20 protein-coding genes are annotated in these 19,838 nt (G+C 66.7%); 9 read left to right on the forward strand and 11 right to left on the reverse strand.

The genetic code is table 11. From position 1 onward, the window contains the following. The first annotated feature begins 4 nt into the window (after positions 1-4). The 8 genes from lptC (at position 5) to FBY21_RS14435 (ending at position 5,490) form a co-directional block, all read left to right on the forward strand. A complete protein-coding gene (gene lptC / locus FBY21_RS14400) occupies positions 5-577 on the forward strand; it encodes an LPS export ABC transporter periplasmic protein LptC (RefSeq protein ID WP_044409691.1) in 573 nt (190 codons plus the stop codon). Further along, positions 564-1,100 carry a lipopolysaccharide transport periplasmic protein LptA gene (lptA, locus tag FBY21_RS14405; protein ID WP_044409694.1) on the forward strand — a complete coding sequence of 179 codons (537 nt, stop codon included), beginning with the start codon at positions 564-566 and terminating at the stop codon, positions 1,098-1,100. Before lptC ends, lptA begins: the two co-directional genes overlap by 14 nt. Further along, on the forward strand, positions 1,100-1,825 hold the full coding sequence (gene lptB / locus FBY21_RS14410) for an LPS export ABC transporter ATP-binding protein (protein ID WP_044409697.1): 726 nt from the start codon (positions 1,100-1,102) through the stop codon (positions 1,823-1,825). The genes lptA and lptB overlap by 1 nt, the downstream gene beginning before the upstream one ends. 143 nt (positions 1,826-1,968) lie before the next feature. After that, entirely contained in the window at positions 1,969-3,468 is a 1,500-nt protein-coding gene (locus tag FBY21_RS14415) for an RNA polymerase factor sigma-54 (protein WP_142011889.1), read from the forward strand. An 81-nt stretch (positions 3,469-3,549) separates the two neighbouring features. Continuing rightward, a complete protein-coding gene (gene hpf / locus FBY21_RS14420) occupies positions 3,550-3,858 on the forward strand; it encodes a ribosome hibernation-promoting factor, HPF/YfiA family (protein ID WP_044409703.1) in 309 nt (102 codons plus the stop codon). Between the two features lie 15 nt (positions 3,859-3,873). Beyond that, positions 3,874-4,338 (forward strand): PTS IIA-like nitrogen regulatory protein PtsN, encoded by a 465-nt coding sequence (gene ptsN / locus FBY21_RS14425; RefSeq protein WP_044409709.1) that lies wholly within the window; start codon positions 3,874-3,876, stop codon positions 4,336-4,338. 8 nt (positions 4,339-4,346) lie between these two features. Beyond that, positions 4,347-5,204, forward strand: coding sequence for an RNase adapter RapZ (gene rapZ, locus FBY21_RS14430; protein WP_142011891.1), 858 nt, complete (start codon positions 4,347-4,349; stop codon positions 5,202-5,204). 13 nt (positions 5,205-5,217) lie between these two features. Beyond that, the gene (locus FBY21_RS14435; RefSeq protein ID WP_074971626.1) at positions 5,218-5,490 is read left to right on the forward strand and encodes an HPr family phosphocarrier protein; all 273 of its coding nucleotides are present in this window, start codon (positions 5,218-5,220) and stop codon (positions 5,488-5,490) included. Between the two features lie 14 nt (positions 5,491-5,504). Here FBY21_RS14435 and FBY21_RS14440 read toward each other — a convergent pair whose 3' ends face one another. The 6 genes from FBY21_RS14440 to pmbA form a co-directional block, all read right to left on the reverse strand. After that, positions 5,505-6,437: a ZIP family metal transporter gene (locus FBY21_RS14440; protein ID WP_409563797.1), complete on the reverse strand. Its 933-nt coding sequence runs from the start codon at positions 6,435-6,437 to the stop codon at positions 5,505-5,507. Further along, the gene (locus tag FBY21_RS14445) at positions 6,437-7,048 is read right to left on the reverse strand and encodes a superoxide dismutase (protein WP_142011894.1); all 612 of its coding nucleotides are present in this window, start codon (positions 7,046-7,048) and stop codon (positions 6,437-6,439) included. Before FBY21_RS14445 ends, FBY21_RS14440 begins: the two co-directional genes overlap by 1 nt. Before the next feature lie 16 nt (positions 7,049-7,064). Then, the gene (locus FBY21_RS14450; protein WP_107329469.1) at positions 7,065-7,502 is read right to left on the reverse strand and encodes a hypothetical protein; all 438 of its coding nucleotides are present in this window, start codon (positions 7,500-7,502) and stop codon (positions 7,065-7,067) included. A gap of 50 nt (positions 7,503-7,552) precedes the next feature. Further along, positions 7,553-8,929: a class II fumarate hydratase gene (locus FBY21_RS14455; RefSeq protein ID WP_044409750.1), complete on the reverse strand. Its 1,377-nt coding sequence runs from the start codon at positions 8,927-8,929 to the stop codon at positions 7,553-7,555. Then, positions 8,922-9,317, reverse strand: a complete 396-nt coding sequence (locus FBY21_RS14460) for a hypothetical protein (RefSeq protein ID WP_044409753.1) — start codon at positions 9,315-9,317, stop codon at positions 8,922-8,924. The genes FBY21_RS14455 and FBY21_RS14460 overlap by 8 nt, the downstream gene beginning before the upstream one ends. 188 nt (positions 9,318-9,505) lie before the next feature. Beyond that, positions 9,506-10,852 (reverse strand): metalloprotease PmbA, encoded by a 1,347-nt coding sequence (gene pmbA, locus FBY21_RS14465; RefSeq protein WP_142011896.1) that lies wholly within the window; start codon positions 10,850-10,852, stop codon positions 9,506-9,508. Between the two features lie 142 nt (positions 10,853-10,994). On the opposite strand from pmbA, the gene yjgA reads away from it, so the two are divergent. Then, the gene (gene yjgA / locus FBY21_RS14470; RefSeq protein WP_044409758.1) at positions 10,995-11,516 is read left to right on the forward strand and encodes a ribosome biogenesis factor YjgA; all 522 of its coding nucleotides are present in this window, start codon (positions 10,995-10,997) and stop codon (positions 11,514-11,516) included. 62 nt (positions 11,517-11,578) lie between these two features. Here yjgA and tldD read toward each other — a convergent pair whose 3' ends face one another. Genes tldD through FBY21_RS14495 form a run of 5 tightly spaced genes read right to left on the reverse strand, consistent with a single transcriptional unit; the run spans position 11,579 to position 19,814 of the window. Continuing rightward, positions 11,579-13,021 carry a metalloprotease TldD gene (tldD, locus tag FBY21_RS14475; RefSeq protein WP_044409760.1) on the reverse strand — a complete coding sequence of 481 codons (1,443 nt, stop codon included), beginning with the start codon at positions 13,019-13,021 and terminating at the stop codon, positions 11,579-11,581. A 2-nt stretch (positions 13,022-13,023) separates the two neighbouring features. Then, a complete protein-coding gene (locus FBY21_RS14480; RefSeq protein WP_044409763.1) occupies positions 13,024-13,872 on the reverse strand; it encodes a carbon-nitrogen hydrolase family protein in 849 nt (282 codons plus the stop codon). Between the two features lie 40 nt (positions 13,873-13,912). Next, on the reverse strand, positions 13,913-17,740 hold the full coding sequence (locus FBY21_RS14485) for a YhdP family protein (RefSeq protein ID WP_142011899.1): 3,828 nt from the start codon (positions 17,738-17,740) through the stop codon (positions 13,913-13,915). 13 nt (positions 17,741-17,753) lie between these two features. Beyond that, positions 17,754-19,211 carry a ribonuclease G gene (gene rng / locus FBY21_RS14490; RefSeq protein WP_044409769.1) on the reverse strand — a complete coding sequence of 486 codons (1,458 nt, stop codon included), beginning with the start codon at positions 19,209-19,211 and terminating at the stop codon, positions 17,754-17,756. A gap of 9 nt (positions 19,212-19,220) precedes the next feature. Next, a complete protein-coding gene (locus FBY21_RS14495; protein ID WP_142011901.1) occupies positions 19,221-19,814 on the reverse strand; it encodes a Maf family protein in 594 nt (197 codons plus the stop codon). Positions 19,815-19,838: the final 24 nt, after the last annotated feature.

The following is a 19,838-nucleotide window of genomic DNA, read 5'->3' on the forward strand; positions in this document are numbered from 1 at the left end:
AGCCATGCCCAAGAACGTTCGCCTCGCCCTGATCCTTGCGCCCCTTGCCGCCCTGCTGATCGCACTGGGCTACTGGAACATCCGCCCCGAGAGCTTCATGGACCGCCAGGCCCAGCCCGCCGGGGACGAAAACGCCATCGACTTCTACGTCATCAATGCCACCAGCGTGCAGTTCCAGGAAGATGGCAAGCGCCACTATGAAATGACGGCGGACAAGCTCGAGCACATCAAGGCCACCGATGTGACGATGCTGACCAAGCCGGACCTGCAGCTTTATCGCGGCACCGACTACCCTTGGCATGTTCAGAGCGAACGCGGAGAGGTGGGCCCGGAGGGCAAGCAGGTCGAACTGATCGAACAGGTCCGTGTGGCCCGCACCGACCCCAAGGGACGGCCGACCATTCTGACCACCAGCCGACTGACCGTATTCCCGGATCAGGAATATGCGCAGACCGAGCAAGCCGTTAAAATCGACGCCGCCAACGGGGTCACCACGGCACAAGGAATGAAAGCGTACTTGAATGACGGCAGGATGCTCCTGCTGTCCAACGTAAGAGGCCAGCATGAGGTTCGTTAAAACCCTCCCCCTACTGCTCAGCCTGGGTGCCGCACTCGGAAGTGCCAGCGCCTGGGCACTGCCCAGCGACCGCGACCAGCCCATCCGCGTCCAGGCGGACAGCGCCGAGCTCGATGACAAGCAGGGCGTAGCAGTCTATCGCGGTGACGTGGTCATTACCCAAGGCACCCTGAAGATTACCGGCGACACCGTAACCATTACCCAGAACGCCCAGGGCGAGCTGGATGTGTTCACCTCGGTGGGCAAGCCGGCGTACTACGAGCAGAAGCCGGCTCCGGACAAGCAGATCGTCAAGGCCTACGGACGCACCATCCAGTACTTCGCCTCCAACGAGCGCATCGTGCTGATCGATCAGGCGAAGGTGATCCAGGAAGGCAATACCTTCGAAGGCGAGAAGATCGTCTACGACACCCGCCGCCAGATCGTCAACGCAGGTCGTGCCACCGGCACCAACGTCGGCACGCCGCGTCCGCGCATAGACATGGTCATCCAGCCCAAGAAGCAAGCGGGACAAGCACAGTAATGGCGATCCTCAAAGCCCAGCACCTGGCCAAGAGCTACAAGAGCCGCCAGGTGGTCCGTGACGTCAGCCTGTCCATCGAGAGCGGCCAGATCGTCGGTCTGCTCGGCCCCAACGGCGCAGGCAAGACCACCTGCTTCTACATGATCGTGGGCCTGGTCAAGGCTGATCAGGGTCGTGTCCTGATCGACCAGCAGGATGTCACCCACCAGCCCATGCATGGCCGGGCGCGCGCCGGTATCGGCTACCTGCCGCAGGAAGCCTCGATCTTCCGCAAGCTGAGCGTGGCGGACAACATCATGGCGATCCTGGAAACCCGCAAGGACCTGGATCGCGCCGGGCGCCATCGTGAGCTGGAAAGCCTGTTGCAGGAATTCCACATCAGCCACATCCGCGACAGCCTCGGCATGAGCCTCTCCGGCGGTGAACGTCGCCGCGTCGAGATCGCCCGTGCACTGGCCACCGCGCCGAAGTTCATCCTGCTGGACGAACCCTTCGCCGGCGTCGACCCCATCTCCGTGGGCGATATCAAGCAGATCATCCACCACCTCAAGAACAAGGGCATCGGCGTACTCATCACCGATCACAATGTTCGCGAGACGCTGGATATCTGTGAGACGGCCTATATCGTCAACGACGGCCAACTGATCGCAGAAGGCACCGCCGAGGAAATCCTGGCCAACCAGCTGGTCAAGGAAGTCTACCTGGGGCACGAATTCCGCCTCTGAGCCACGCAGCGCCGCACAAGGGCGTTGCGCCTGCTGGAAAAATCATTCAAGGTCAGGCATATAATTTGCTTCCTGGTGGCGCCTCGGCGTCCTGTAGTGGATGGCGCACACGCGCCGGCGAATAAGGTGCAAAGCCCCCTGCCATGAAACCATCGCTTGTCCTGAAGATGGGCCAGCAGCTGACGATGACCCCGCAGCTGCAACAGGCCATCCGCCTACTCCAACTCTCCACCCTGGACCTGCAGCAGGAGATCCAGGAAGCGCTGGAGTCCAACCCCATGCTCGAACGCCAGGAGGAAGGGGAGGATTTCGACAACTCCGATCCCATGGCGGAAAGCGAGCAGCAGCCCAACTCCGGTAGCCAGGAAGCAAGCTTCCAGGAAACCACCGTGCCCACCAGCGACAGCGAGGGCATCGACGAGGGCGAGTGGCACGAACGCATACCCAGTGAACTTCCCGTCGATACCGCCTGGGAAGACGTGTACCAGACCAGCGCCAGCAGCCTGCCCAGCTCCGATGATGACGAATGGGACTTCACCTCCCGCACCTCCGCCGGGGAGAGCCTGCAAAGCCACCTGCTGTGGCAACTGAACCTCGCACCGATGTCGGACACCGACCGCCTGATCGGCGTCACCATCATCGATTGCATCAACAACGACGGCTACCTCGAAGAAACCCTCGAGGAGATTACCGAATCCTTCGACCCCGAACTGGGCATCGAGGTGGATGAGGTCAAGGTCGTGCTCAATCGGATCCAGCAGTTCGAACCCGCCGGCGTCGGTGCACGCGACCTGCGCGAATGCCTGCTGTTGCAACTTCGCCAACTGCCTACCAATACCCCCTGGCTGGGTGAAGCCCAGCGCCTCACGGGCGACTACCTCGACCTACTCGGCAGCCGCGACTACAGCCAGCTCATGCGCCGCATGAAGCTCAAGGAAGACGAGCTGCGCCAGGTCATCGAACTGATCCAGGCGCTCAATCCCCGCCCGGGCTCGCAGATCGAAGCCAGCGAACCGGAATACGTCGTGCCCGACGTCATCGTTCGCAAGCACAACGACCGCTGGCTGGTCGAGTTGAACCAGGAGGCCGTGCCCCGCCTGCGCGTCAACCCGCACTACGCAGGTTTCGTGCGCCGTGCCGACTCCAGCGCGGACAACACCTTCATGCGCAACCAGTTGCAAGAGGCACGCTGGTTCATCAAGAGCCTGCAAAGCCGCAACGAAACCCTCATGAAGGTGGCTACCCAGATCGTGGAGCATCAGCGAGGCTTCCTCGAGTACGGCGACGAAGCCATGAAGCCGCTGGTCCTGCACGACATCGCCGAGGCGGTCGGGATGCACGAGTCCACGATTTCCCGCGTCACCACCCAGAAATTCATGCACACGCCACGTGGCATTTACGAGCTGAAATACTTCTTCTCCAGCCACGTCAGCACCTCCGAAGGTGGCGAATGCTCGTCCACCGCGATCCGCGCGATCATCAAGAAACTGGTGGCCGCCGAAAATGCCAAAAAGCCGTTGAGCGACAGCAAGATCGCTGGTTTACTGGAAGCACAGGGTATCCAAGTGGCCCGCCGCACAGTCGCCAAGTACAGGGAATCGCTTGGCATCGCACCTTCCAGCGAACGCAAGCGACTGATGTGAGCGGATTGATCCACGCCAAAGTGTTCCGGTGGCAGGCCCGTTAGCCTGTCTCTTACACACGGGCAATAAGGAGAAAGCGGTATGCAAGTCAACATCAGTGGACATCAACTGGATGTGACCGACGCCCTGCGCGACTACGTGATCGAAAAGTTCGAACGTCTGGAGCGCCACTTCGACAAGATAACCAACGTGCAAGTGATCATGCAGGTCGAGAAGCTGAAGCAGAAGATCGAAGCCACCCTGCATATTGCAGGCGGCGAGGTCGTTGCCAACGCCGAGCATGAAGACATGTACGCCGCCATCGACCTGCTGACCGACAAACTCGACCGCCAACTGATCAAGCACAAGGAAAAGCAGCTCAACCGCCAGCAGGGCGCGACCGTCCGCTGACCTCTCCCCTTCCCTATGATCCGACTTGAGCAAATCCTGACCCCCGGCCGTTCACTCGTGAACGTGCCGGGCGGCAGCAAGAAACGCGTGCTGGAACAGATCGCCAACCTCGTCGCACGCGACCTGGTGGATCTCGACTCGCAAGACATCTTCGAAAGCCTCGTTGCCCGCGAAAAGCTCGGCTCGACCGGCTTCGGCAACGGCATCGCCATTCCCCACTGTCGCCTTCAGGGCTGCGCTGCGCCGGTGAGTGCCGTGCTGCGCCTGGATGCGGCCGTTGATTTCGACGCCATCGACGGCGCCCCCGTGGACCTACTGTTCGTGCTGCTGGTCCCCGAAGCGGCGACCGATGAGCACCTGGAGCTGCTGCGCCAGATCGCCAGCATGCTCGACCGCAGCGACGTACGGGATCGCCTGCGTCACGCGCAGGACAGCGAGAACCTGTACCAGGTGGTCGTCGACGTGCAGAACGCACAGTAGGCACCGGCATGCGCCTGGTCATCGTCAGTGGTCGTTCCGGATCCGGCAAGAGCACGGCACTCGACGTACTCGAAGACAACGGCTTCTACTGCATCGACAACCTCCCCGCCGGGCTCCTTCCCGAGCTTGCCGAGCGCGCCCTGCTGCACACCGAACTGCTTCACCCCCAGGTTGCGGTGTCCATCGACGCCCGCAACCTGCCGAGCCAGCTCCAGCGCTTCCCGGAGCTGCTCGCCGAGGCCCGCGCCAAGCACATCCTCTGCGACCTGCTGTACCTGGATGCGGATGAGGAGACGCTGCTCAAGCGCTTCTCCGAGACCCGCCGGCGCCACCCGCTGACCACCGAGAACCGATCCCTGGCCGAGGCCATCCACGACGAGAGCAAATTGCTCGCGCCGATCGCCGACCTCGCCGACCTCAAGATCGACACCACGCACCTGAACCTCTACCAGCTGCGTGACACCATCAAGCTGCGCCTGCTCAACAAGCCCGAACCCGGCACCGCCTTCCTGGTGGAGTCCTTCGGCTTCAAGCGCGGCATGCCAGTGGACGCTGATCTGGTATTCGACGTGCGCTGCCTGCCCAATCCCTACTGGAAGCCCGACCTGCGGGACTTTTCCGGGCTCGACAGCGTCGTGGCCGACTACCTGGCCGCCCAGCCAGATGTCGAGGAGATGTACCAGGACATCGTCGGCTATCTGAACAAATGGCTGCCCCGGTTCGCCGCCAGCAACCGCGCCTATGTCACCATCGCCATCGGCTGCACCGGCGGTCACCACCGCTCCGTGTACCTCGCCGAGCGCATCGGGCGCGCGCTCAAACCGCTTCTCAAGAACGTCCAGGTTCGCCACCGCGACCTCACCTGAAAGGACCCACGCGATGCCTGCCTGTGAAATCACCATCTGCAACAAGCTCGGCCTGCACGCCCGCGCTGCGGCGAAGTTCGTCGGCGTGGCAGGCCGCTTCCCGTGTCAGGTCCGCGTCGGACGCTCCCCGGAAAGCCTGGTGGACGGCAAGAGCATCATGGCCGTGATGATGTTGGCCGCCGGCAAAGGCACGCCCATCCACCTGCACACCGATGGGGACCAGGGCGACGAAGCCCTCAACGCCCTGATCGAGCTGATCAACAACAAGTTCGACGAAGGCGAATAACCACGCCCCCTTCGCTACACCAGCGCCGTATCCAGCACCATCATCAGGCAGAAGCCGAACGCCAGCCCCAGACTCCCGGCCACCGGGTGTCCACGCCTGTGGCACTCCGGGATGATCTCGTGAGTCACCGCGAAGAGCATCGCCCCCGCAGCCAGGGCCAGGCCCCAAGGCAGTAGCACAGTCGAGACCTGCACCAGCCACGCGCACAGCAGCGCGAACAGCGGCTCCACCAGCCCGGATGCCGCGCCGATCAGCAGCGCCCGTCCCCGCGACATCCCCGCCCCTGCCAGCACCAGGGAAATGATCAGCCCCTCCGGCAGGTCCTGCAGCGCAATGCCCAGCGCCAGACTGTCCGCACCGGCCAGGCCCGCGCCAGCCGCCACGCCCACCGCCATGCCTTCCGGGATGTTGTGCACCACGATGGCGATCACGAACAGCACCACCCGAGGCGCCAGACGCACGCCAGCCCCGGCATCGACAGGTAACGCCTGGTCCGGCAACAGGCGCCCCAGGCCGAACAGCGCACTGGCCCCCAACAGCAAGCCAATGCTGACCAGAAACCCCGCCGACCAGCGGGAGAACCCCAACTGCCCCGCCGCCTCCAACCCCGGCATCAACAGCGAGAACACCGTCGCTGCCAACATCACGCCGGCCCCGAAACCAAGCAGGGCATTGGACGCTCGTGCCGACAGACGGCCCAGGCACAGCACCGGCAAGGTGCCGACGGCCGTGCCCAAGGCGCAGAGGCTCCCGGCCATCAGCGCATGCCAGAGATGCGGCTCCAGCACCCGCTCGGTGGCCAGCAGCGCCCGCCACCCCAGCAGCAGCGCCCCGATCAGCACCAGTGCGATGCCCAGCACCTGCCGCAGCGACAAACCGCTGGGCAGGCCTGCCCCCACCAGCCGTCGTCGACGGGCCGGGGACGCCATACGCAAGGGCGCCGCCATCAGGCCAGCACCTCTCGGTAGCGCCGCTCCACCTCGGCCCAATCCACCACGTTGTAGAACGCCCCGATGTATTCCGGTCGGCGGTTCTGATAGCGCAGGTAATAGGCGTGCTCCCACACGTCCAGCCCCAGCACCGGCGTGTTCCCGTGCATCAGCGGACTGTCCTGGTTACCGGTGCTCTCCACCACCAGGCGTCGTTCGGGCGTCACCGACAGCCATGCCCAGCCACTGCCGAAGCGCTTCAGCGCGGCCTGGGTAAAGGCCTCCCTGAAGGCAGCGAAACCACCCAGCTCCGCTTCGATGGCCGTACGCAGGGTTCCACCGGGCTCACCGCCACCTGACGGCGACATCACGGTCCAGAACAGGCTGTGGTTCGCATGCCCACCCCCGTTGTTGATCACCGCCACGCGCAAGGCTTCGGGCAGCTCATCGAGGCGACGCAGCACCTGCTCCACCGGCAGATGCCCGAGGGCGTTGCCCTCCAGCGCCGCGTTCAGGTTGTTCACATAGGCCTGGTGGTGCTTGCTGTGGTGGATCTCCATGGTGGCCGCATCGATGTGCGGTTCCAGCGAGTCGTAGGCATAAGGCAAGGCAGGCAAGACGTAAGGCATGGAGGGTGTTCCTCTCTCAGTGGTAATGGCGGCTCATGGCGGGCGCTCGACGGGCGACGGGAGCGCTGCGGTCCAGCAAGCGGTCGGTGCGCGGGTAGGTGCCGTGGTCCTGAATGAACTGCATCAGCGTGGCGTAGGTCCGCCCACTGTGGCGCTGCGCCATCTCCCGCAGGTCCTGCGGCTGGCGAGCGTCATACACCAGCTGCAGCAGGCGCTCGTGGCAGGCGCAGAGGTACTCGGCGGTCTCCTCCGGCTGCTCCAGCATCAGGTGCAGGTCACCCAGGTTGTGGTACGACACCACCAGTGCGGACACCGCCTCGGCCGGTTCCGGCCAACGCTCCAGCAGCATCTGCGCCTGGGCCAGCGCACGCAGGTAAAGCTCACGCGCCTCGATCCAGTCCCCGTCGTGGAAGCAGCGGTTGCCCGCCGTGATGATGCGTTTCCAATATTCCATGCGACACCTCCAGAACAGGGGCGCCACCGGAGTAGCGCCCGGTGGAGCGGCTAGAGGCCGCCCTCGGTGAGTTTCTCGGGGTTGAGCAACTGCTCCAGCTCGGCCCGAGACAGTGCGGTGTGCTCCTCGGCCACATCGATCACCGGGCGTCCCTCGCGGTAGGCCTGCTTGGCGATTTCCGCCGCCTTCAGGTAGCCGATGATGGGGTTGAGCGCCGTCACCAGGATGGGGTTGCGCGACAGCGCTTCCTGCAGCTTCGGCTGGTTGACGGTGAAGCTCGCCACGGCGCGGTCCGCCAGCAGTCGGCTGCTGGTGGTGAGCACCTGCAGGCTGCCGAGCAGGTTGTGGGCCACCAGCGGCAGCATCACGTTCAGCTCGAAGTTGCCGGACTGCCCCGCCAGGGTGATGGCGGCGTCGTTGCCGATCACCTGGGCGGCCACCATCGCCGTCGCTTCCGGAATCACCGGGTTGACCTTGCCCGGCATGATCGAAGAGCCCGGCTGCAGGGCCTCCAGCTCGATCTCCGCCAGCCCCGCCAGCGGCCCCGAGTTCATCCAGCGCAGGTCGTTGGCGATCTTCATCAGCGACACCGCCACCGTCTTCAGTTGTCCGGACAGGGCCACGGCGGTGTCCTGGGAACCGATCAGGGCGAAGAAGTTGCTGCCAGGGGCGAAGCGCAGGCCGGTCAAGGTATTCAACTCATCGCAGAAGCGCTCGGCGAAACGCGGATGGGCGTTGATCCCGGTGCCTACTGCCGTGCCGCCCTGGGCCAGTTGCTGCAGGCTCGGCAGCAGTGCACGCAGGTGCTCGATGTTGCTTTGCACCTGCTGCGCCCAGCCATCGAGTACCTGGCTCATGCGCACCGGCATGGCATCCATCAGGTGGGTACGCCCGGTCTTCACATAAGGGCGGACCGCCAGGGACTTCTCGCACAGCACCTGCAGCAGGTGGCCCAGCGCCGGCAGCAGGCCTTCGGTGAGTTCGATGGCCGCGCTGATATGGATGCTGGAGGGGATCACGTCATTGCTACTCTGCCCGCAGTTCACGTGGTCGTTGGGGCTGACCGGCTCGCCGAGCAGGCGCCCGGCCAAGGTGGCGATCACCTCGTTGGCGTTCATGTTGGAGCTGGTGCCGGAGCCGGTCTGGAACACATCCACCGGGAAGTGCGCCATGAAGTCCGTAGCCAGCAGCTCCTGGCAGGCCCCCACGATGGCATCGCCCATGGCCGGGCTGATCTGCTCCAGTTCCACGTTGGCGCGGGCCGCCGCCGCCTTGGCCAGGATCAGGGCGCGGATGAAGGGCGCCGGCATCCGCAGGCCGGACACCGGGAAGTTGTTCACCGCCCGCTGGGTCTGGGCGCCATAGAGGGCATGAGCGGGCACGGCCAGCTCGCCCATGCTGTCGCGTTCGATTCGGGTGTCAGTCACGCTGGGCTCCTTCTTCGGGATCGTGGTAGCGGAGGGACGGCGCCAGGTTCAGGGTCGCCAGGCGCCATTGCAGCGCGCGAAGGCGGCGCTGCAGGGCAGAGCTGCGCGCGTGGTGGCGCAGCTCCTGCAGGGGGAGGTAGGCGTAGTCCAGGCACTGCGCCCGCCAGTGGGCCGGGAGCGCACGGTCTTCCGCGCTGCGCAGCAGCAGGTCGAGGCAGGCCTCGAAGATGCGCCAGGGCGAGGCGCCTTGGCGCTCGGCCAGTTGCCGGGCCTCGTTCAGGTAGCGCACTAGCAGGCGCGGCTCGTCCGGACACAGCGCGCAGCGGATGCGCAAGCCGGTCGAGCGCCAGCGGGCGGTAGCCGGGTTTTCCTCGCGGCAGGATTGCATGGCAAGCCTCTAACGAAAATCATTCACGAATGAGAATAATAATATTTAGAGATAATTGCCAAGCGCCGTTGTGCAGGTCCGCTCGCCAGCCGGGGGCTGCACTTCGATGAAAACGCTTGAAAAAGCTAGAAAAGAAACGAAAACGCGCCCATTGGGCGCGTTCTCAGGAGCGGAGCATGTGGAGGCGATCAGCTGCCAGCAACAGTCATCCGCTCGATCAACACCGAGCCAGTACGGATGTTGCCGCGCATCTCCAGGTCGGAGCCCACAGCGAGGATCTGGCGGAACATGTCCTTCAGGTTGCCGGCGATGGTCACTTCCTGCACCGGGAACTGGATCTCGCCATTCTCCACCCAGTAGCCGGCCGCACCACGGGAATAGTCGCCGGTCACCATGTTCAGCCCCTGCCCCATCAGCTCCGTCACCAACAGGCCACGCCCCATGCGGCGCAGCAGCGCCTTCTGGTCTTCCGGGCCGTGGCTGACGAACAGGTTGTGCACGCCGCCGGCATTGGCCGTGCTCGGCAGGCCGAGCTTGCGCCCGGAATAGGTGCCCAGCACATAGGACACCAGGTCGCCCTTCTCCACGAATGGCTTGGCGTAGGTGGCCAGGCCATCGTTGTCGAACGCCGCGCTGGCCATGGCGCGCGGGATGTGCGGGCGCTCATCGATGCTCAGCCACTCGGGGAACAGGCGCTGGCCCAGCGCGCCCTCCAGGAAGGAAGACTTGCGGTACAGGTTGCCGCCGGAAATGGCCGACAGGAAGCTGCCGAACAGCCCCGTGGCCAGCTCAGCCGCGAACAGCACCGGCACCTCGCAGGTGGGCACTGCCCGGGCCCCCAGGCGGCTGACGGTGCGCTCGGCGGCGCGGCGACCGATGCTCGCCGGGTCCGCCAGCTGGGTGCCGATGCGGTTCACGTCATACCAGTAGTCACGCTGCATCTGGCCTTCGCTGCCGCCGATCATCACGCAGCTCAGGCTGTGGCGGGTGCTGGCGTAGCCCCCGACGAAGCCATGGCTGTTGCCGTACACGCGGCAGGCCTGGTGGGTGCTGAGGGTGGTGCCGTCGGCATTGGTGATGCGCGCATCGGCATCGAAGGCCGCCGCTTCACAGGTGAGCGCCAGCTCCACCGCCTGCTCCGGGCTGATAGCCCAGGGGTGGTAGAGGTCCAGCTCCGGCAAGTCACGGGCCATCAGGGCCGGGTCGGCCAGCCCCGCGCAGTCGTCTTCCGAGGCGTGCTTGGCAATCGCCAGGGCCGCCGCCACGGTCTCGCGAATGGCCTCTTCGCCGCTGGCCGAGGTGCTCGCCGAGCCCTTGCGCTGCCCTACATAAAGGGTGATGCCGAAGCCCTGGTCACGGTTGAACTCCACCGTCTCCACCTCGCGCTGGCGCACCGTGGTGGACAGCCCCTGCTCCATCGACACTGCCACCTCGCAGGCCGTTGCGCCCTGGCGGGCGGCCTCGGCGATGATGCGCTCTACCTGCGCCTGCAGCTCCGGAAGGGCCTGCGGGCCAACACCTTGTACGTCACTCATAGCCACTCCGATTTCTCAAACCCGTTTCGACGGGGCGGGCGCCGCGCGCCCTGCCCCACCCGCCGCGAACGCGGCGCCAGCCGGGACGGACAATCCCCCTCCGACTGGTTATCATGGCGGCGTTTTCCACTGGACCACCCCCATGCCTGAATATCTCGACGACGACTTCTCCGGAGAGAAGAGCAAGTCCCAGGTCAAACGCGAGCTGCAGGCCCTGCAGGACCTGGGCGAACGCCTGACCACCCTCAAGCCCGACATGCAGGACAAGCTCCCGCTCACCGATGCGCTGCGCAAGGCCCTGGTCGAGGCGCCCAAGCACAAGGCCCACATCGCCCGCAAACGCCACCTGCAGTACATCGGCAAGCTGATGCGCGAGCAGGATGTCGAGGCCATCGTCGCCATGGTGGACCAGGTCGACAACACCACCCGCGAATACAACGAGCGCTTCCACAGCCTCGAGCGCTGGCGTGATCGCCTGATCGCCGGCGACGACGAAACCCTCGAAGCCTTCGTGGCCGACTACCCGGACACCGACCGCCAGCACCTGCGCGGCCTGATCCGCCATGCCCAGCACGAAGCGGCCCGCAACAAACCGCCCGCCGCCGCACGCAAGGTCTTCAAGTACATCCGCGAACTGGACGAAATCCAGCGCGGCCTGCGCTGAAGACCGCCACGGGCCAGCACCCCGGCCACGCCGGGGCCAACGGCCCGTAGCACCGCGCCACATCAGGCGCCGGTGCCTCCCACGGTGATCGCATCGATCTTCAGCGTCGGCTGACCGACGCCCACGGGCACCGACTGCCCGTCCTTGCCACACGTCCCTACTCCACTGTCCAGTGCCAGGTCGTTGCCCACCATGGACACCCGGCTCATCGCCTCCGGCCCGTTGCCGATCAGCGTCGCACCCTTCACCGGCGCGGTGATCTTGCCGTTCTCGATCAGGTACGCCTCGCTGGTGGAGAACACGAACTTGCCGCTGGTGATGTCCACCTGGCCACCGCCGAGGTTGGCGCAGTAGATACCGCGCTGGACCGAGGCGATGATCTCCTCCGGGTCGCTCTCCCCCGCCAGCATGTAAGTGTTGGTCATGCGTGGCATCGGCAGGTGCGCGTAGGACTCGCGACGGCCGTTGCCGGTGGGCGCCACGCCCATCAGCCGCGCATTGAGCTTGTCCTGCATGTAGCCCTTGAGCACGCCGTTCTCGATCAGCGTGGTGCACTGGGTCGGGGTGCCTTCGTCGTCCACGCTCAGCGAACCGCGGCGACCGGCCAGGGTGCCGTCATCGACGATGGTGCACAGGCTGGAGGCGACCTTCTCGCCGATGCGGCCGCTGTAGGCCGAACTGCCCTTGCGGTTGAAATCGCCTTCCAGGCCGTGGCCCACCGCCTCGTGCAGCAGCACGCCGGACCAGCCGGCGCCCATCACCACCGGCAGCGTGCCGGCCGGGGCAGGCACCGCTTCCAGGTTCACCAGCGCCTGGCGCAGCGCCTCGCGGGCGTAGCCCATGGCGCGGTCTTCCTGGAGGAAGTAGCGGTAGTCGGTCCGCCCGCCGCCGCCGTGGCCACCGCGTTCGCGGCGACCGTTCTGCTCGACGATCACACTGACGTTGAAACGCACCAGCGGGCGCACATCACTGCCCAGGCTGCCGTCGCTGGCGGCCACCAGCACGTGCTCCCAGACCCCGGCCATGCTCACGGTGACCTGCTTGATGCGCGGGTCGAGCGCGCGGGTGGCCTGGTCGATGCGCTGCAGCAGCGCGACCTTCTCGGCACGACTGATCACGTCCAGCGGGCTGTCCGGCGCATAGAGCCGGGCCACCTCGGGGCTGGCGAAGGCCTGCACGCGTCCCTGCTGCCCGGCCCGGGCGATGGACCGGGCCGCACGGGCCGCCTGGCTCAGTGCCTCGGGGGTGATGGCGTTGCTGTAGGCGAAGCCGGTCTTCTCGCCGGACTGGGCACGCACGCCCACGCCCTGGTCGAGGTGGAAGCTGCCGTCCTTGACGATGCCGTCCTCCAGCACCCAGGACTCGGAAACCAGCCCGTGGAAATACAGGTCGGCGGCATCGATGCCCGGACCGGCCACCTCGCCGAGGACGCCCTGCAGCTGCTCGATGGCAAGGCCGCCCGGCGCCAGCAGGCGGTCACTGACGGATAACAACATCTGGCTCATAGCTACTCCGTAATCACCGGCGCGGGTTCGGCCGGCGTCTTGAATCGTCTGTGTGCCGTCACCGGCATTCGTTGGCGGATCGCCCGCTGCTCCTCGGCATCACGCCGGGCCAGCAGTACCGCCTCACCCTTTCCGGCCTCGGCCAGGACACGCCCCCATGGATCGACGATAGACGAATGCCCATGGGTTTCCCGCGGCCCCGGATGAACGCCGCCCTGCCCGGCCGCCAGCAGGTAGCACTGGGTCTCGATGGCGCGGGCGCGTACCAGCACCTCCCAATGCGCCGCACCGGTCACCGCCGTGAATGCCGATGGCGCGGTGATCAACTCGGCCCCGGCCTCGCGCAATGCGCCGTACAGCTCGGGGAAGCGCAGGTCATAGCAGACCGTCAGCCCCAGGCGCCCCACCGGCGTATCGGCCAGCACCACATGGTCGCCGAAGGCGTAGTCGTCGGACTCGCGATAGCGCCCCCGGGCATCGGCCACATCCACGTCGAACAGGTGGATCTTGTCGTAGCGCGCGACCCGCTCGCCGTGCTCATCCACCAACAGCGAGCAGGCGTTGGGCTTGGCGTCCGGGCGGCCTTCGGGTGGCAGGGGCAAGGTGCCGGCCACGATCCATAACCTGAGGTCGCGGGCGGTCTGTTTCAACCAAGGCAGGATCGGCCCTTCGCCACGGGCCTCGGCCTGCCCCAGCCGAGCCAGGTCGCGCCGGCCCATGGCGGCGAAGTTCTCCGGCAGCACGGCCAGGCGCGCGCCCTGCCCTGCCGCGTCGGCCAGCAGGCGCCGAGCGGCGTCGAGGTTGGCCAGGACGTCGTCCTGGCTGGTCATCTGGATTACCGCGAACTCCATGGCGTCCTCCGGCGTACGACAACGGCCATGCAACGGCCCGTCATGAATCGGGTTTCTCGAACGGCTTGTCGAAGGTGAACTTCGGGTCCTGCAGGGGGCCGCGCACCTTGTATTGCACGCTAGCGAAGCGGGCGACCCGGTCCCCCAGCAGCTTGTCCACCACGAACAGCGCACCGCCAATGGCCGGGGCGCCGACGATCAGTGCGGCGAGCGGCAGGTTGTTAGTCACCGGCAGGGTCACCAGCAGCTTGGCGTCGATGCTCTCGTGGGCCATGTCCAGGGTGCCATTGAGCTCCAGCCCGCTGGAGGGCCCTTCGAGCACGATGGGCTTGCGGGTCACGAAGACCCCGTCGGTGCCCTCCAGCACGCCCTTCACCCGGTCGTAGGCCAGGCCCTTGCCCAGCAGGTCGGAGAAGTCCAGGCGCAGGCGGCGGCCGATGGAGTTGAAGTTGAGCAGGCCGAACACCCGCAAGGCCTGGGCACTGCCGTCGGCCTCGACGAACTGGCCCTTGCGCAATGCCGCATCGAGGGAACCGTTGAAGCGTTTCAGGCTGACCCAGGCCGGCGAGCCGGGCCAGCGTCCGTCCACGTCCAGGCGGAAGCGCTCGCTGGTGGCGGTGGGGGCGTACTTCCAGGCCAGCAGCACATCGGCGAGGTTCTTGCCCGCCAGGCGCCCCTTGTACCAGGTGCTGCTGGCACCCGCGCTGCCTTCCCAGCCGAGGGCGCCGTCGATGTGCAGCCCCTTGAGGTCCAGCGACAGCTCGCTGAACTGGGTGCCGCTGGCCACCGGACGCGCCTTGAAGGACCAGGCGCCCAGCGGCTCGTCGCCCAGCTGGACCTGGGCAATCCGCACGTCCAGCGCGGGCAGGGAATGGGGGTCGTGATCCTTGAGCGGGTCAGGGCCGGGCGTGTCGTCCCTGTCGTCGTCCGCCGGCTTGGGGAGGCGCAGGCGCGCCAGGTCCAGCGCCACCGGCGCGCCCTGGGCGTCCGGGAGGCTGATGGTGCCCTGCAGCAGGTTGCTGTCCAGGTCCACCTTCCAGGCCGCATCGCCCCGTTGCAGGCCAACGCGGAAGTCCTGCAGCTCCAGCCCCATGCCGCTGAACCGGCCGATGCGCAGATCAGCGCTTTGCAGCAGGCCGACGGCATTGCCGGCATCCTTCTCGGCGTAACGCTGGCGCACGGCCTGCCAGGCGGCCAGGTCGAGGTCATCCAGCACGCCCCGCACACGCACGCCACGAGCGGTTGGCAGCACGGCACGCCCGGAGCCGAGCATCAGCTCGCCACGGGCGCCGGAAAAATCGTTGGCCGGGGCCGCCAGCGCCAGGTCGGCAAGGTCGCCGTACTGGAACCAGTAGCGTCGCTCGGCGCCGTCCAGGGTCATGCGCCACTGGCTGTCGCGCACGGCCTCGGCGGGCTTGCCAAAGGGCGCCGGCAGGTCGATGGCCACGCCCTTGAGGGTCGAGCCCACTTTCAGCTGGCTGTCCTTGCCGTCCAGCAGCAGGTCGAGCCGATAGGGCACGGCACCGCTGACCGGCAGCGGACGATTGACGCCGAGCCAGGCGGTCAGGTCCTTCAGCGCCACCACGCCGTTGGCCTGGATGCGGCTGCGCGCCTGGCCGTTGCGGCCTTCGGCGGTGGCACGGGCGGCAACGTCGCGGCCGAAGACCCGGGCGCGGATGTCCTTGCTGCTCAGGCCGCTGGCCGTGTCGTAGCGGAAAGCGCCGTTCAGGGCGCTGAGTTCGAGGCTGGGAGTGGCGAAGCGCAGGCGCGCGTCCTGGGTGGCGAGGTCGACCACCACACGCGGCTCCCCGCCGGCCTTCGCCAGGGGGATGTCCAGGTCCAGGTTGCCATCCAGGGTGCCTTCGCCCTGCCAACCGGCCATCACCTGTGCGGCGGGGGTCGGCGCCTGCTGGAGGATCTTCAGCCCGTCGGCGAAGCTGCTGTCGAGCCTGGCGGTGAGCTTCAGGTGGGGCACCTTGCCGCTGTCCACGTGGGGCACGTCGGCGCGGGCATCAGTGACCTGGCTGTCGAGGATGCGTCCGCTGGGCACCCGAACCCGCACGCCGGTGTGCTCGACGAACACGTCGCCCCGTGCGTCGGTCAGGGCCGGCCAGCCGGGCTGGTAGTCGAGCTGGGCGTCACGCACCTTGAAGAACAGGCTGATGGAGCGCGCCTCCGGCGGCGAGGCGTGCAACAGGGAACCCTGGTACTGGAAGAAGCCCTCGTCGATGCCGCCGCCCTTGATCGAGCGCTTGAGCCACTCCGCCAGCTCCGGGCTAAGGCCGGAGGACAGCGTCGGCAGGTACTTATCGGTGAAGCGCGCGTCGCCCTGGCTGAGGCCGACGCGCAGGTCCATGTAGTCCTCGCCGGCCGGGTCGCGCAGCAGGCGGATGAGGAAGTCACCGGCGATGTGACCCTCCTCGCCCTCCACCCGCAGGTAGGGAGCGACCAGGGTGAAGGCCTGCTCATCCAGCGCCCAGGTCAGCCGGGCGTGGGCTTCGCGGTAATGCCAGGGCTTGGGGAACAGGTGGTCGAGGTGCAGGGCGAAGTCATCGGCGTCCAGGCGCAGTTCGCCGCCGGCCAGGTTGCCGGTCAGGCTACCGCTGACGTTCTCCGCCGCTGGCGCGCCGTGCACGGCGCCGAAGCTCAGGCGCTCCAGGTTGGTGCTGTAGGCCAGGCGCTGGCCGAGGGGGGCATCCGGTCGCCAGATCGCCTGCACATTGCGCAGGGCACCCTTGGGATCGAGGCCATCCACCAGTTCCCGTGCCAGGTCGTTGAGGGGCGCAAGCCCCTTGACCAGGGGGACCAGGGGTTGCAGGTCGATGCGGTCGGCACGCACACGCCATTCCCGCGCGCCCTCGCTTCCAGCCTCTTCGGCCAGCAGGTGCACGCCGCCCCAGCGCTGCTCGCCCACGGTCATGGACAGCGAGTCCAGCTGCAGGCGCATGCCGGCTTCGGTACGGTCGAAATAGGCATCCACCGCGAGGTCCTGGAGGGTCACCGGGGCCTGGTCGCGACGGCTGCCTTTCAGTTCACCGACACGCAACCGGCTCACCGCGCGGCGCAGTTCGCCACGGGACCACTCCGCCCACAGCTCACCGCCACCCAGCACCTTGCTCAGGCGCCAATCGTTGGCGATCGACTTGGGCAACCAGCGGGCCCAGTCGGCCTGGGGCAGGCTCAGGTAGGCATGGGCTTCGCTGGCCAGCCAGTCCTCGGGGTCCAGTCGGGTGTCAAGGCGCAGGCTCAGCGGCTGCCCGTCGGCCAGCACCAGCCGCCCCTCCAGTTGCTGGGACGATGCGCTGCCGGAGAGTGCCGCCTCGACATAGGTGAAGGTGACCGGCTTCTGTTGCCAGGGCTGAACGGTGACCTGGCTGTTGACCAGCGCAAACCGGCCCACGGACTGGAAGCCCTGGATCAGTTGGGCGGGGCGCAGCGCGGGGGAATCGGGACGGGACGGGACGCCCGCGACGGCCCAATGGCCGCTTTCGTCCTGCACCACCTGCAGGTTCAGGCCGTCGAGTTCGATGCTGGCCAGCTTCGGCGCGCGCTGCAGGAGGCTGCCGAGCACGTCCGGCACCAGCCGGACCTGATCCAGCCGCAACACCTCGTCGCCCTGGCCGATGACCACGTCACGGGCCACCACCACGGGCGCAAAGCCCTGCCAGCTGCCTTCCAGGGCACCGATCTCGACATCCTGGCCCAAGGCATCGCTGGCGCGGGTGCGCAGGTCGTCGCGGTACTCCGCCACCATCGGCACCAGTTGCCGACCGAGGCTGACATAGAGCGCAGCCAACACCAGCCCCAGTGCACAGAGGGCCAGGAGGGTTCTCAGGAGGGTGACCAGCAGCAGACCCTGGCGCGCCATTCAGCGGGGGCCCTCAGAGCAGGACGACATCGTACTGCTCCTGGGAATACATGGCCTCGACCTGGAACTTGATGGTGCGTCCGATGAAGGCCTCCAGGTCGGCGACGTTGCCGGACTCCTCGTCCAGCAGGCGGTCCACCACCTTCTGATTGGCCAGCACCCGGTAGCCCTCGGCCTGGTAGGCGCGGGCCTCGCGGAGGATTTCGCGGAAGATCTCGTAGCAGATGGTTTCCGGCGTCTTCAGCATGCCGCGCCCCTGGCAGCTCGGGCAGGGCTCGCAGAGGTTCTGCATGAGGCTTTCGCGGGTGCGCTTGCGGGTCATCTGCACCAGGCCGAGCTCGGTGATGCCGATGATGTTGGTCTTGGCGTGGTCGCGCTCCAGCTGCTTCTCCAGGGTCCGCAGGACCTGGCGCTGGTGCTCCTCGTCTTCCATGTCGATGAAGTCGATGATGATGATCCCGCCGAGGTTGCGCAGGCGCAGCTGACGGGCAATGGCGGTGGCGGCCTCGAGGTTGGTCTTGAAGATGGTCTCTTCCAGGGTCCGGTGGCCGACGAAGGCGCCGGTGTTCACGTCGATGGTGGTCATCGCCTCGGTGGGGTCGATGATCAGGTAGCCGCCAGACTTCAGCAGCACCTTGCGCTCCAGGGCCTTCTGGATCTCGTCCTCGACGCCGTACAGGTCGAAGATCGGCCGTTCGCCGGGGTAGTGCTCCAGGCGGTCGGCGATCTCGGGCATCAGTTCGTCGACGAACTGGGTGACCTTCTGGAAGGTCTCGCGGGAGTCGATGCGGATCTTCTCGATACGCGGATTCACCAGGTCACGCAGGGTGCGCAGGGCCAGGCTCAGGTCCTCGTAGATCACCGAGGGGGTGGAGGCGGTCTGCATCTGCCCGGAGATCTGCTCCCACAGGCGACGCAGGTAGCGGATGTCCACCAGGATGTCTTCGCGACGGGCACCATCGGCGGCCGTGCGCAGGATGAAGCCGCCGACCTCCTCGATGCCCTCGGCGGCGACGCAATCGGCCACCACCTGCTTGAGGCGCTCGCGCTCGGCTTCGTCCTCGATCTTCAGGGAGATGCCCACGTGGGCCGTGCGCGGCATGTACACCAGGTAGCGCGAGGGGATCGACAGCTGGGTGGTCAGGCGCGCGCCCTTGGTGCCGATGGGGTCCTTGGTGACCTGCACCACCAGGCTCTGCCCTTCATGCACCAGCGCGGTGATGTTCTCCACCGCGCTGCCTTCACGGGTGGAGATTTCCGAGGCGTGGATGAAGGCGGCGCGGTCCAGGCCGATGTCGACGAACGCCGCCTGCATGCCCGGCAGCACGCGCACCACCTTGCCCTTGTAGATGTTGCCGACGATGCCGCGACGCTGGGTCCGCTCGACGTGCACTTCCTGCAGCACGCCGTTTTCCACCACCGCCACGCGCGATTCCATCGGCGTGATATTGATCAGGATTTCTTCGCTCATGCTGAAAACCTACCTGAGGCGCTGCCAACAAGGAATGCCGAACTGCCCGAGTAGTTCCGCCGTTTCCAGCAACGGTAGCCCGACCACGGCGGAATAGCTGCCCTGCAGATCGGCGACGAAGACCGCGCCCAGGCCCTGGATGGCATAGCCGCCGGCCTTGTCGGTGGGCTCGCCGCTGGCCCAGTAGGCCTCGCGCTCGGCCGGGGAAATGTCACGGAAGCGCACCCGGCTGGTCACCAGGCGGGAGACGCAGCGGGAGCCATCGGCCAGGGCCACGGCGGTGAGCACCTGGTGTTCGCGCCCGGAGAGCGCGGCCAGCATGGCCAGGGCGTCGTCACGGTCCAGGGGCTTGCCGAGGATGCGACCGTCCAGCACCACGGCGGTGTCGGCACCCAGTACGCAGTGGCCGTCGCTCGCAGCGCCCAGCGCTGCCAGGCCGGCAGCAGCCTTTTCCCGTGCCAGGCGCTCGACGTAGGCCGGCGCGGACTCGCCAGGCAGCGGGGTTTCATCGATGGGGGCGCCCAGGGGCTGGAAGGGTACGCCGATCTGCGCCAGCAGTTCGCGGCGGCGGGGCGATCCGGAGGCCAGGTGGAGCGTGGCCATGCAGACTTCTCCATGTCGAGAAGA

Source organism: Pseudomonas sp. SLBN-26, assembly GCF_006715895.1.
Classification (GTDB): domain Bacteria; phylum Pseudomonadota; class Gammaproteobacteria; order Pseudomonadales; family Pseudomonadaceae; genus Metapseudomonas; species Metapseudomonas otitidis.